Source organism: Tsukamurella sp. 8F, assembly GCF_029167375.1.
Lineage (GTDB): Bacteria > Actinomycetota > Actinomycetes > Mycobacteriales > Mycobacteriaceae > Tsukamurella.
Map to the genome: position 1 here is coordinate 68,218 of NZ_JARFTP010000010.1, position 12,470 is coordinate 80,687.

The 12,470-nt window shown below is 66.4% G+C and carries 12 protein-coding genes; 3 read left to right on the forward strand and 9 right to left on the reverse strand.

Annotated features, from left to right (window positions below):
* Positions 1 to 573 precede the first annotated feature (573 nt).
* A complete protein-coding gene (locus tag P0W64_RS10095) occupies positions 574 to 1,239 on the forward strand; it encodes an SDR family oxidoreductase (protein ID WP_275479962.1) in 666 nt (221 codons plus the stop codon).
* A 211-nt stretch (positions 1,240 to 1,450) separates the two neighbouring features.
* On the opposite strand, the gene P0W64_RS10100 is transcribed toward P0W64_RS10095, so the two are convergent.
* The 6 genes from P0W64_RS10100 to P0W64_RS10125 all read right to left on the reverse strand — a co-directional run bounded on the left by P0W64_RS10100 (position 1,451) and on the right by P0W64_RS10125 (position 8,180).
* A complete protein-coding gene (locus tag P0W64_RS10100; protein ID WP_275479963.1) occupies positions 1,451 to 1,924 on the reverse strand; it encodes a hypothetical protein in 474 nt (157 codons plus the stop codon).
* 32 nt (positions 1,925 to 1,956) lie between these two features.
* A complete protein-coding gene (locus tag P0W64_RS10105) occupies positions 1,957 to 2,340 on the reverse strand; it encodes a recombinase family protein (protein WP_275479964.1) in 384 nt (127 codons plus the stop codon).
* 223 nt (positions 2,341 to 2,563) lie between these two features.
* Positions 2,564 to 3,895 carry an aminotransferase class III-fold pyridoxal phosphate-dependent enzyme gene (locus P0W64_RS10110; RefSeq protein WP_275479965.1) on the reverse strand — a complete coding sequence of 444 codons (1,332 nt, stop codon included), beginning with the start codon at positions 3,893 to 3,895 and terminating at the stop codon, positions 2,564 to 2,566.
* Positions 3,896 to 3,901: 6 nt separating this feature from the next.
* Positions 3,902 to 5,125 carry an MFS transporter gene (locus P0W64_RS10115; RefSeq protein WP_275479966.1) on the reverse strand — a complete coding sequence of 408 codons (1,224 nt, stop codon included), beginning with the start codon at positions 5,123 to 5,125 and terminating at the stop codon, positions 3,902 to 3,904.
* Positions 5,122 to 6,408, reverse strand: a complete 1,287-nt coding sequence (gene hemA / locus P0W64_RS10120; protein ID WP_275479967.1) for a 5-aminolevulinate synthase — start codon at positions 6,406 to 6,408, stop codon at positions 5,122 to 5,124. The genes P0W64_RS10115 and hemA overlap by 4 nt, the downstream gene beginning before the upstream one ends.
* A 5-nt stretch (positions 6,409 to 6,413) precedes the next feature.
* Positions 6,414 to 8,180, reverse strand: coding sequence for an acetolactate synthase catalytic subunit (locus tag P0W64_RS10125; protein ID WP_275479968.1), 1,767 nt, complete (start codon positions 8,178 to 8,180; stop codon positions 6,414 to 6,416).
* Positions 8,181 to 8,369: 189 nt separating this feature from the next.
* Between P0W64_RS10125 and P0W64_RS10130 the strand changes: the two genes are divergently transcribed.
* Positions 8,370 to 9,269: a LysR family transcriptional regulator gene (locus tag P0W64_RS10130; RefSeq protein WP_275479969.1), complete on the forward strand. Its 900-nt coding sequence runs from the start codon at positions 8,370 to 8,372 to the stop codon at positions 9,267 to 9,269.
* An 84-nt stretch (positions 9,270 to 9,353) separates the two neighbouring features.
* On the opposite strand, the gene P0W64_RS10135 is transcribed toward P0W64_RS10130, so the two are convergent.
* Entirely contained in the window at positions 9,354 to 9,563 is a 210-nt protein-coding gene (locus tag P0W64_RS10135) for a 2-hydroxymuconate tautomerase (protein WP_275479970.1), read from the reverse strand.
* A 102-nt stretch (positions 9,564 to 9,665) separates the two neighbouring features.
* Between P0W64_RS10135 and P0W64_RS10140 the strand changes: the two genes are divergently transcribed.
* Positions 9,666 to 9,983: a helix-turn-helix domain-containing protein gene (locus P0W64_RS10140; RefSeq protein WP_275479971.1), complete on the forward strand. Its 318-nt coding sequence runs from the start codon at positions 9,666 to 9,668 to the stop codon at positions 9,981 to 9,983.
* Between the two features lie 187 nt (positions 9,984 to 10,170).
* Here P0W64_RS10140 and P0W64_RS10145 read toward each other — a convergent pair whose 3' ends face one another.
* Complete coding sequence (locus tag P0W64_RS10145) at positions 10,171 to 11,649, reverse strand: MFS transporter (protein WP_275479972.1); 1,479 nt, start codon at positions 11,647 to 11,649, stop codon at positions 10,171 to 10,173.
* Positions 11,646 to 12,434, reverse strand: coding sequence for an alpha/beta fold hydrolase (locus P0W64_RS10150; RefSeq protein WP_275479973.1), 789 nt, complete (start codon positions 12,432 to 12,434; stop codon positions 11,646 to 11,648). Before P0W64_RS10150 ends, P0W64_RS10145 begins: the two co-directional genes overlap by 4 nt.
* Positions 12,435 to 12,470 lie beyond the last annotated feature (36 nt).

Below are 12,470 nucleotides of genomic sequence, written 5' to 3' on the forward strand. Positions count from 1 at the left end.
GGGCGGCGAGTGAGTTTGCAGTACAGGCCTTGGGCAGCGAACACAGGCGTTTCAGCGCTGCAGCGGTGTCACTTCGAACGGGCTTCCGCACACCATATTGTGGTTCGGGATTGTGATTGCGCGGCTGTCGCCGGGTGGGGTGACGGTCAGTGCGTCCCAGCTGAAGCATCTGTCCGTGCTGGCGACCGGTGCAGCGATGAACGCTAAGTCTGAGAACGCGGACTCACGCGGCTGGAGCGTGATCGGGATCAGTGGGACCCCGGTCGCATCCCAGTTGGTGGTGACGTTTCGTGTCGGGTAGTCACGGGGCGTCCCGCCAGCACGGGCTGGATCATCGGGTAGCCGCCGATAACGCACGGCATGCCCGACACATTGGTCAGGTAGATGTGGAAGCTGCGATGGCCGCCGCTGGAGTGTCGGATAGCAAGTTCGGGCGGCTACCGTCAAATCCCGTGATCGCGCATAGCGCTTCCAGCACCGCCGCCCCATGACCCCGGGTGGGCGGCAGTGTCGTCGTTCGCCCCGGCGTGGTGGCGGACAGGTCGTTGCAAGACCCTGGATACCGTTGAGGGCATGCCACTTGCACTCATCACTGGCGCTGCGCGGGCTGACAGCATCGCCGCAGGCATTGTTCCCCGCCTGAAAAGCGCGGGTTGGGAGGTCGTTACCAGCGATCTTGACGATGTCGATTACGTCTGCGATCTCTCATCGCCCACCGCACCCGACGAACTGATCTCTACCGTGACCAAGGACCGGGGACCCATCGGCGCGCTCGTTCTCAGTCACGCTCACGACGTTGAATCCGGCATCCTCGACACCACGGCCGCGAGCTTCGATACCCACATCGCGGTCAACGCACGCGCCAGCTTATTGCTCATCGCGGCGTTCGCACGACAGATTCCAGCGGATGGAGGCGCTATCGTCGCCCTCACCAGCGACCACACGACGGGAAACCTGCCATACGGGGCATCCAAGGGCGCGCTGGACCGAATTGTCATCTCCGCCGCCCGCGAACTCGGTCCGAGGCGAGTCTCGGCAAACGTCATCAACCCCGGTCCTATCGACACCGGATGGATGGATGACGGGCTCCGAACCGCCCTGACTCCCGCGCATCCCCTCGGGCGACTGGGAACTGCTGCCGATATCGCTGCAATCGTTGCGTTCCTCATCTCGGACGAGGGTCGCTGGGTCTCTGGGCAGCTCATCAACACCGATGGCGGATTCTCGGCGCGCTTCTAAAGCACCGTCAGCTTGACTCGTCCCGCAACCTCGTATTACCCCCGAGCCCGCGTTCCCGTAACTAGTCGGTTCCGGGACGGATCGGAGCGGACTAGGTGCCTCCGGCCAGGTCGACGAATTCGATCGAAGCCGTCCGCGAATCGCTGCGGCGGCGCGAGCAGTCTCGGCGTGATGCTCCGGGCTGCGGACGGTCCGGTCGTTCCGGCACAGGTCAATTCGCGGTGATCGTCTCGTAGTAGCCGAAGCCGTGGCCCTTCGATTTGCAGCTGAAGCTGCCATGGAAGCCGAGGCGGCAGCTGGCACCGCCGTGGTCGACCTCGGGACCGGAGTCCGCGCCGGTGCCGCTGGGGTGGCCGACCTGCTCGATCGGCGGATTGCCACCCGGCAGGGTGTGCGGAGTACCCACGCCGGGCCCCGGGTGCGCCGGCAGCGACGCGCTGTCGATCAGCACTTCGCGCACCTTGAACGGCACCGGTCGATCGGTACCGTTCATGGTGATCGTCATCTGCCGCGGTGTGGGCAGGTCGCAGCCCACCTTGCCGTCTGCGGTGATGGCGCAGTTGAACGAGTCGCCCACCGAGAAATGAACTGTCCCCGCCGGCGCGGCATCGGCGGCAGCCGGCGCGACCAGCGGAGCGGCGACCGCTCCGGCGACTGCGATGATGCTGAGGATGGTGCGTTTCATGTCGACCTCTTCGTCATGGGATCGGCGTGATGTCAGGTACCGGGCACGTGGTCTCGACCGCTGTCTCCCCTGTCGCGCCCGGGATCGCTGGTGTTACACGCCCCGTTCTGCAATGAGTACCGGTCGCGGCGGCTGGACCGGCGGCTGCGGATCGAGCGATCCAGACGATCGAGCTTCGTCACGACCAGAGTGTCGCCCCCGCGCACGACCTCCAGGGCCGTCTTCAAGCCGAGTCGGTTCGTGTTGCGGCCGGTGAACCCGGAGTCGGTGTCGGTGTAGATCCGTTCCGGTGCGGCCTCGGCCTTGCGCAGCTCGTGTTCGTGCGCGCGGAGGTCCTGGCCGCAGGTCGAGCACCGCGCGTAGCCGATCAACGTGCCGTCCATGACGCCGCCGATCCGGTATCCCGGCAAAGGCACCTTTGCCGGGATCTAGTTTCCAGACAACGAAACCAGACAGCTCACCAGGAACGTTGCGCTACGGCGAGATTCGTTGCGGCGTCTGGTTCAACGGGCGTTATAGGGGGAAGGTCGCCGTTGTCTGCTCGGCGACCGTCGAAGCGGGTCATCTCTGGCTTCCCCGCGACGGGACAGAGGCCTCGGATGATGTCGTCGGTCGGGTGCGGTCGGACTTTTTCTAGGGTCATGGGGTGGTTGTTAGATCGCGTCGGCGTCGGTCACCGGAGCGGCTCGGTCGATTGGCCAGCGAGGCGTGGCGCGGCACAGCCTGCAGGGTGGCCTCTAGGCGGGTCTCGAGCATGTCGATGTCGGCGCGGTCGACGGTGAGCGGCGGCGCGATGAGAATCGCTTGCGTGTGCGGGGAGATTCCGGCGGCGCACAGGATCAGTCCGTGGGCTCGTGCGGCGCTGACGATCTGGCGGTTGGTGCCTGCAGGGGCATCGTGGAGTAGGTGCAGTCCGCGCATGAGACCCCTTCCGGTGTGCCCGGATACGAGGTCGTCGTGGCGGTGGGTGATGCGGGTGAGTGCAGCGGCGAGGTCGTCGCCTCGAGCGCGGGCGGCGGCGGGGAGGTTCTCGTCGGTGAGGACGTCGAGAACTGCTCCTGCGGCGGCGCAGGCGAGCGGGTTCGCCGACATGGTGTGGCCGAGGACTACGGGGCCGACCGGTTCGCCGATGCCGTCCTGTACGCGGTCGTTCACGAATGTCACCGCAAGGCTGGTGTAGCCGCCGGTGATGCCTTTGCCGGATGTGGTGATGTCGGGTGCTATTGCGGAGTGTTCGGTTGCCCACCAGTGGCCGGTGCGGCCGAACCCGGACATGACCTCATCGGCGACGAGCAGGATGCCCTCGTCCTCGGTTTCGCGTCGTAGCCACTGGAGAGTGTCCGCTCCGATCGGTGCAGCGCCGGACGAGGCGCCGCCCAAGGGCTCGACGAAGATTGCCGCGATTCTGGAAGCACCGACGGACTCGATCGCTTCCGCCCAGTCGCTGCGCTGCGCGCGCAGTGTTCCGTTGCGAGGCTGTACAAGAATCCGGTCGGGATGTGAGAGGAGCGGGCCGGTAGACGGGTCCCTCTTGCCGGGCATGCCGGTGATAGCTAGCGCTCCAGCGGTCATTCCGTGGTAGCTGGGTTCCTCGGAGAGGATCACGGTGCGTTCGGGTGCATTTCGGCGGTGGTGGTACGCGTAGACCAGTCGCAGGGCGGTTTCGTTCGCTTCTGAACCGGAGTTCGAGAACTCCACGGCTGTCGTGTTTGTGGGTGCGACCTGGAGTAGTCGCGTCGTCAGGTCCTGTGCGGGGCGGTTGTCGAACTGTGTGCGGTGGACGAACGCGACGCGGTCGAGCTGCGCGCGCATCGCGGCGATCACGGCCGGGTGGGCGTGACCGATGTTGACGTTGAGCACTCCGGAGGAGCCGTCGAGGTAGTCGCGACCGTGGGTGTCGTAGAGGTAGCAACCGTGTGCTCGATCGATCAGCGGCAGGGCGCCGATTGGGGAGCGTGTGCTGGTCGTCATCGGTCCTTACCTTCCTGGGAGGGTGACTGCCCTGCCGATCAGGGGAATGGCGGCGGCGACGGCGGCGCCGAGTCCGAATAGACAGGTGATCGCTGCAAACGTCGGTCCGCCTGCTGCGGTTGCGCCGAGCACGGTTGTGCCGACCGCGATCCCGGCGTTCATCATGGAGTTGTTCCAGGCCACGACGCTGGCGCGCTGGGTCGGGTCAGCGGAAGCGAGGTGGGTCTGTTGGCTGGAGTAGAAGCCGCCGCCGAAGACACACCACAGGGCGAGGGCGACCAGGGCGATCGGGAGATGGTGGCTCATGGACGCGACGGCCGCGCATGGAATGAACAGCAGCGCGGACGCTACTGAGACCCAGGTGCCGCGGACGCCGATACGCGTGAGCCGGTCGAGTGTCGTCCCGGCAACCAGGGAACCGGCCATCGAGCCGGCACCGACCAGCAGACCGACAAGCCCGAGCGCTGACAGCGGCAAGCCGAACCTCTCCGCGAACAGCGCGCCGATGTAGGTGTACGCACCCAGACGGCCGGCCTGCAGCAGGAACGTTGAGACGAGACCGAGCCGGATGTGAGGGGAGCGCCACGGACGGACAAGAGCGCCCGCGCCGCGCGGTGTGGCGGCGACCGGTGTCGACTCGAGTCTGCCCGCGAGGGTGACTGTGGCGAGGGCCATGAGGATACTCACTCCGAGGAACGGTGCTTGCCAGCCGCCCGCGTCGGCGAGCAGCGCGCCGAGCGGGACACCGAGAACCTGACCGAGTGAATACACGCTCGCGCCTAGCGAGATCGCGCGACCACGTTGGTGGGTGGCTGTGCGCTCGGCCAGGTAGGCCCAGATGGCGGGCGCGGCGAGCGCCGCGCCGAGACCGGTCACACCGCGCGCGGCGACGAGTGCGCCGAGCGATGGGGCTGCGGCGCAGCCGGCGTTACCGATGAGGAAGACGACTGCGCCGGCGATAGCCGATCGCTTGCGTGGGTAGCGGTCGGCGAGCAGCCCGAGCGGCGGACCGGCCACCGCGTACACCACGACATAAGCGGTGACGACCGTCGCAGCTTGGGCTGTGGAAGCTCCGAAAGCGTGTGAGATCTCGGGTAGGAGTGGAGAGACGAGATACATCTCCGCGCCCATGAGGAAGAACACGACGTACAACAGCGCATGCTGGCCCCACGGCGTGCGTTCACCGATCTGCTGGGCCGAGCAGTTGTGGCGTGTGGTCACCTTGGTCATACCGATACCGCCTGCGGGATGCCCGTGCGGATGGGGGACACTGCTGTAGGCGCATCCTGGTCGTGACCACGAGTACGGGCGAGGCCGAGCTGTGACCATACGCGGTCGACGTTGTCGACGAACCGGTGCACGGTGGAAGGACTGTGTACGGGTGATGGGTTGATACGCAGTCGCTCGGTGCCGCGCGGGACCGAGGGTGCGTTGATCGGCTGGGCGTATTCGCCGTGCTCGTGCAGCAGGATGTCGGCGAGTCGCTTGCATTTGTGCGGGTCTCCGACCAGGACGGGGACGATGTGGCTCTCGGTCGAGACCATAGGTATGCGGCGTTGCCGGAACAGATCCTGCATGAGACCGGCGCGATGGTGCAGCAGGATCCGCTCGTTCTCGGACTCGCGGAGGTGCCGGACGCTCGCGAGTGCCGCGGCGGCTAGCGCTGGGGGCATGGCCAGCGTGAAGATGAACGGCGGCGCGAAGCTGCGTACGGCGTCAAGGATCGGTGCGGGTCCGGTGACGTAGCCGCCCGCGGTGCCGTAGCCTTTCGCGAAGGTACCCATCATCAGGTCGATCTCCTCGGCGCAGCCGAGGGCGGCGGCCATCCCGGCGCCCTCAGGACCGTACATGCCCACGGAGTGCGCTTCGTCCGCGTACGTGAGGGCACCGTGCCGCCTGGCGACCGCGCAGATCTCCGGCATGGGTGCGATATCGCCGTCCATCGAGTACACCGATTCGAACACGACGATCCGCGGGCGGTGCGGATCGGACTCTGCGAGCAACTGTTCGAGGTGTTCAGGGTCGTTGTGCCGGAATATCTTCCGTTCGGCACCGGACGCACGCATCCCGAGGATCATCGAGGCGTGGTTCTGTTCGTCGGAGAAGAACACCGGGTCGGGCAGGTATCGCCCTAGGACTCCGAGGACGGCATCGTTCGCAGCGTATCCGGTGATGAACGTCAGTCCCGACTTCTTGTGGTGAAGGTCGGCGACCTCGCGTTCGAGTTGCACGTGTGTGTGGTTGGTGCCGGAGATGTTGCGCGAGCCTCCTGCGGCGACTCCGGAGCGTGCGATGGACTTGTGCATCGCCTCGGTGACCGTCGGGTACTGCCCCATGCCCAGGTGGTCGTTGCTGCACCACACGGTGATCTCGCGGGTGCCCTCGGACGTGTGGTGCAGTGCCTGCGGAAACCTTCCGGCGAGGCGTTCGATCTCGACGAAGGTGCGGTACCGGCCGTCGGATCGGATGTCGTCGATGTGCGTGCGGAAATAGGCGCTGAAGTCGAAGGGCATGATCTCTACTCCGGGTGGCTGGGGCTGGACGAGGCCGCTGTGCAGGCCGGTGGGGCGGTGCGTAGTTCGGGTGAGGTGTCCCACCCGGTGATCGGTGGATAGGCGTCGGGGTCGGTGATGACGTCGATCACGGTTGTGGTGGTGGACGTCAGGGAATCGGCGAGCGCCGCTGCAAGGTGGGTGGGGGTCGTGACGGTGAGCCCGCGCGCGCCGCAGGCTCGTGCGAGTGCGGCGTGATCGACAGCGCCTAGAGTGACCGCGCTGGTCGCCCTCCCGAACTGGACGAGTTCGGCGTGCTTCTGGTAGCCGAGTTCGGAGTTGTTCAGCACCACGATCACGACGGGTAGATGCTCGCGGACCGCTGTCTCGACTTCGGCCCAGCAGTGCGCGAACCCTCCGTCGCCGGTGAGGCAGACGACGGTCCGGTCCGGCTCCGCGGCTTTCGCCCCGAGCGCTAGGGGTAGACCCCATCCGAGGCCGGCCATACCGCGGGGCAGCAGAGTCCGGCGGCCGGTGCCGGGCATGGTCAGGAACGAACCCACCCAGATGGAGGAGTAACTCGCGTCGGCGACGAAGACCGCGTCGTCGGGGGCGAGTTCGTCGAGGGTGGTGATGACTGTCTCCGGCCGCAGCGGCGTGTGTTCCAAGCGTCTAAGGTGCGAGCGAGACGAGTCGAATGCGCGTCGGCTCGCGGCCACTGCCCGGATCGCTTCGGTACGGGCCGCCGGGTCAGGTGACCGGCTGTCCTGACGAGCACGGTCGAGGAGGTCCTCCACGCCTGCCCGTACGTCGCCGACTAGACGAGTGGCCACGGGGTAATTGCGGCCGATCTCACCTGGGTCGATGTCCAGATGCAGATAGGTGGCGTCATCCGGGAACAGGGTCCAGCCGTCCGTACCGTTCTCGTTGGTTCGAGTTCCCGCAAAAAGGACCACGTCGACGTCGGCGAGCCAGGTGCGGATTCGGTGGGTCATGGCACGTGGGCCCATGTAGTTGCCGACAACCCCGACCGCGAGTGGATGATCGTCGGGTATGACGCCCTTGCCCATCGGAGTTGTGGCGACCGGGATGCCGGTCTGGTCGGCCAAAGCGGTCAGATGCCCCCCGGCGTCGGAGGCGACGGCACCACCGCCTGCGACGATCAGCGGCCGGTGCGCGATGAGTAAAGCCTCCCAGGCGCTGGCGGTCTCGGACGGGGCGGGACGTGGGCGGTCGAGCGGAACCGCGATCGGACCGGCTGGCGAATGGGGCAACAGACGTGTCCGCACCGCCGGCTCGCCGAGAACGTCCTTGGGCACCATCAGTACAGCCGGCCCCGGGCGGCCGCTCGTCGCCGCGCGAATCGCCGCGTCCAGCATCTCGACTGCGCGCGAACCGTCCTCAAGTGTGTCGAACCACTTAGCGCATCCGGAGAACAGTGCGCGATGATCGATCTCCTGGAAGGCGTTGCGGCCGACATGATCCCGCGGGACCCCCTGTACGAGCGCGACGACCGCGATCGAAGCGTGCCTCGCCTCGGTCAGCGGAGGCACAAGGAGGGTTGCCGCAGGTCCGTTCTGGGCCATGATGAAGCCACACGTGCGCCGCGTCCGAGCGTAGCCGTCGGCCATCGCCCCACCGGCGTTCTCGGTCCGGTACACGATCTGTCGGATGCCAGCGTCCTCCGCCGCTAGAACGAGCTGGGATGGCAGGCTCTGGCCGAAGACGACATCGACCCCATGCTCCTGGAGACGACCCGCAAGGACCTCGGCGACGGTGTTTGGTCCGCTCATCACTCCCCGTTCCCACGTTCGGTCTGCACGGGCTCGATGGTCGGACGCGGAATGTGGTGCAGTCCAATAAGATGTGGTCCAGACGACGTCTTTGGTCCGCTTATCAGCGCAGCTCGATCGGGGTGGAAGCTCCCGGAAGTGTGATCAGCAACACAGGCGATAGCTCCGGGGTAGGGCTAGCCTGGCTTCGTGGACGACCTCCGCAGAGTCCGGTATTTCGAGACCCTCGTGCAGCATCGCCACTTCGGTGCTGCCGCCGCGGCGCTGCACATCACTCAGCCGGCGCTGTCCCAACAGATCAAGAAGCTCGAGCGGGAACTCGGGGCCCCACTCATCGACCGCGATCGGCCGGGGTTCGCACTGACGATGGCGGGTGAACATCTAGCCAACCACGCTCCTGACCTACTGCGCGTGGCGGACCAACTCGCGGAAGCAGTGCGGGACCACGCCACAGGTACACGCGGAGAGATACGCATCGCACTGACACGATCGGGAGCGGATGCCGGCATCGCGCCACGTATTCGACGTTTCCGGGAGGAGCATCCACGCGTCCGAATCACATCCATCACGGGCTGGACTGCATGGAACCTCGAAATGTTACGCGCAGGAGAAGTAGACGTGGCCTTCGTCCGCGGCACCATCAGTGCATCCGACATCGACGTGATCCCATGCGGCACAGAGGAGGTCGCGGCCATCCTGCCGCTCGGGCACCGCCTAGCCGCGCGTGCGACCGTAGCCGCGGCCGATCTCCAGCACGAGCCGGTGGTCTTCTGGCCCCGCACCACCGGACCCGACTACTACGACGAGGTCATCGGAGCGATATGGCCGGACGCGCCGCCGAACATCGTTGCGGAGGAAGCAGATGCCGAGCAAGTGCTCGAGCAGGTCGCTAGAGGAGTGGGGATCAGCGCGCTGGACCGCACGCGCTCGACCCGTATCGCCCCGGCAGGCGTTGTTGTCGTGCCACTCACCAGTCCACCATCGGTCGCAATCGGTCTTGCGTCTCGACGTGAGGAGTCCGCACCCGCAGTCGTCGAGCTGCTGGGGTGGTGGACGACCCGGAAGGCTCGACCGATGCAAGATTTGTGACCGGTTTTGCGTGGCATCGCGCGTTGGCCTGAGCGCCGCGAGGCCTAGGGCTGCTGCCCACGTGCTGCGGAACGTGCGACTGCTTCAGCGACTGCCCATACTCCTTTGCAGCATGACACCGCCGACCGCGTACTTGGCGAACGAGACCTCGTTGATGAGGACGTGCACCGATTCGGTGGGGGCGCCCGTGCTCGAGACGATGGCGTCGGTGATCCCAGCGACGATCCCGCTGTACTGCTCCTCCCGGTCCCCCTCCATGAGCTCGGGGACGATATCCACATTGACGATCGGCATGATCTCTCCTTTGTCGGTTGCGGGTTCGATGTTGCTCCTAGCAGGATGTAGTGGGAAGACGGCACTTTCATGTCAGGAACGAACGTCGAGGTAGGAAATGGAATGACCAGCGACTACTGCGGGCACACGGTGCAGGACATCGCCGGCCTCATCGGCGGGAAGTGGACGATGCAGATCCTCTGGGAACTCCGAGGTGCCGACTGCCGCTACGCCGAACTGCAACGTCGCGTCCCCGGCATCTCGCAGAAGGTTCTGTCGAGCGAATTGAAGTCCCTTGTGCGGGCGGGCCTGGTGGAACGCGAAGTCGTCGCCACCACGCCGCCTCAGGTGACGTACCGCATCACGGAGAAGGGCCGCAGCCTCGACGACGTGGTCGCCACGCTGCATCGATGGGGTTCAGATCATGCCCGCCGAGCGTGAGCTGGGCCACGGTACGGTGGCCGCCGCGTTCGAATTATCGTGGCAGATAGACGATTCGGAGCCTGTGTGCGTGTCACACCGTTCGTCAGGAACAACCTGACATCCACTATGGCGCCAGGCCATACCTGACAAGGCTTCGTCAGCAACGTCATGACCCCGTCACAGCGACCGGGTCGCTACATACCGTCTAGACCGCTGGCACGGACGTCTTCTCGGTCGGCACATCGGGTCCGACCCTCAGCTCACGCCACACGACTACGGCGCCCAGCGCGCACAGCAGTGCGACGGTGGCGAGCCCCGCTTGCCACCCCGCGGCGTAAGCGGCGGCGCCCCGTGCTCCTCCGGCCGCGTGACCGGCGAGCAACGTTGCGGCGGTCCCGGAGCCCACCCGTGCGTTCGTCACGGTGCCGATGATCGCGGTAATGACGACGACGGCGATGGACTCTGTACCCAGCCGCACGGTGTTGAAGACACCTGCCGCCATCCCCTCGCGACCTGCCGGGGCGACCGCGAGGGCCGCGCCGTCAAGGACCATCAGCGCGAGTCCCTGGCCCGTACCTATCAGGAGCATCGGCCAGCTGATAGTGGACAGACCGTGAGCCGGCCCTATTGCGGCGAACCACCCGCCCCCGATCGCGATGATCGCGAGGGAAGAGGGCAAGAGAACTCCGAGCGGCAGCCTGTGTGCGATCTTGGACATCGCGAGCGGCACCAATAACGTCGGCGCAGTCAGTGGCAACAGCATCGCCCCGGCTACGAGTGCAGACACCGAAGCGGTAGCGGCGAAGAACAGCCCCAGGGTGAAGATCAGCGAAACGAACCCGAACGCACCGAGCGTCACCGTGAGACATACTGCGCGAAACTGCTTGACCCGTAACAGGTGCAGGTCGACGAGAGGATTCATCGTGCGGCGCTCGGCGCGAGCGAATGCAACTCCGGCGGCCACGGCGAGGGCCAGCAACACCCACACGCCCGGGCTGTTCCAGCCGGCATCCGGGCCGAGTGAGACCCCGACCATGAATGCCGCGAGTGCACCGGTCAGCAACGCCCCGCCGCGGAGGTCGAACTTCGCCGCCGACCGCTGTGGTGGCGTATCCGGTAGGCGTGGCGACAGCAGCAACGACGGTATAGCCACCACCGCATAGGCCAGATACAGTGCGCGCCAACTCGATAGAGCGGTGATTGCGAGACCGGAAAGGGTCGGTCCGAATGCGAGGCCAAGCCCCAATGTGGTGCCGAAGACGGCGAACACCGCACTGCGCTGCGGGCCGCTGTAGGTGGCCGACAGCAGGGCGGAGCCCCCGGTCGTGATGGCGGCGGCACCGACGCCCGCGATCGCCCGCCCGGCGATCACGAGCGCGATCGCGGGAGCGGTGACGATCAACAGATTGCCGACGACGAACACTGCGAGACCGATGACCAGCACGCGACGACGGCCGATCCGGTCCGCCAGGCTCCCGGCGACCGCCATCACTGCCGCGAACGACAGCATGAAGGCGTTCATCACCCAGTTCGCCGTTGTCGCCGAGGCGCCCAAGTCGTTCGAGATACCTGGAATGGAGATGCTCGCGCCGGGTGCGCCGACAGGAATCAGCAGGATCGTCGTGCACAGCAGAATCGCTGGGCCCCAAGAGGTCCTCCGCGCAATGGTCGCTCCCTCGGTCACCGGCGACCGCCGAGAAAGTGGTCGACGGCGGCCGCGAATTCCGCGGGGTCCTCCGCCGGAGCACCGTGCCCGACGTCCAGGCCGGCCTGGGTGCTGTGCGCGATGCCGCTGACCAGGGCTCGTTGGGCGGCGCAGTCGATAAGCCTGTCATGCCGCGAGCTGAGCACCAGGGTCGGTGCGACGATGCCGGCCAGCCGGTCGGTGATGTCGACGCGCATGTCGAGCTCCGTCTGACGGATCGTCTCGGAGACGTCGAACCGGGGAGCCAGCGTGGCCACCAGCTCGTCGATGCTGGAATCCGCTGCAGTGGACCAGAACTTGGGACCGAAAGCCATGATCGGCAGATATCGCAGAAACAGATCGAGGTCGGTTCGCAGCAGACGGATCCACAGCGCGAACTCACTGTGCATCCGCTGATCGGTGCGGACCCATCCGGCGTGCAGCACGAGGCGGCTGACCCGTTCCGGCGTCGTGGCGGCGAGTTCGGCCGCGACGACCGCGCCGAGTGAGTGCCCCACCAGATCGAACTGTTCGAGACCGGCGTCGTCGGCCGCGTCCAGCGCGCGCTGGGCGAGTCCAGCGACGGTCAGCGGCCCGGTGTCGAGAGCGCTTGCGAGCTGCGGCGTCACCACGGTGTGCGTCGCCGACCAAGCCGGCACCATCGGCGCCCACATCCCGGCGTCCGCTCCGGTGCCGTGCAACAGCACCAGACCGGGACCGGTACCCGCGCGCAGCGTCGCTCGATCAGCCGCGGCGGTCGCGGTTCCTGTTTCTGTCGCACTCATCGGGTCGTCCTCCAGTCCGGATTTCGTCGTCCGGTC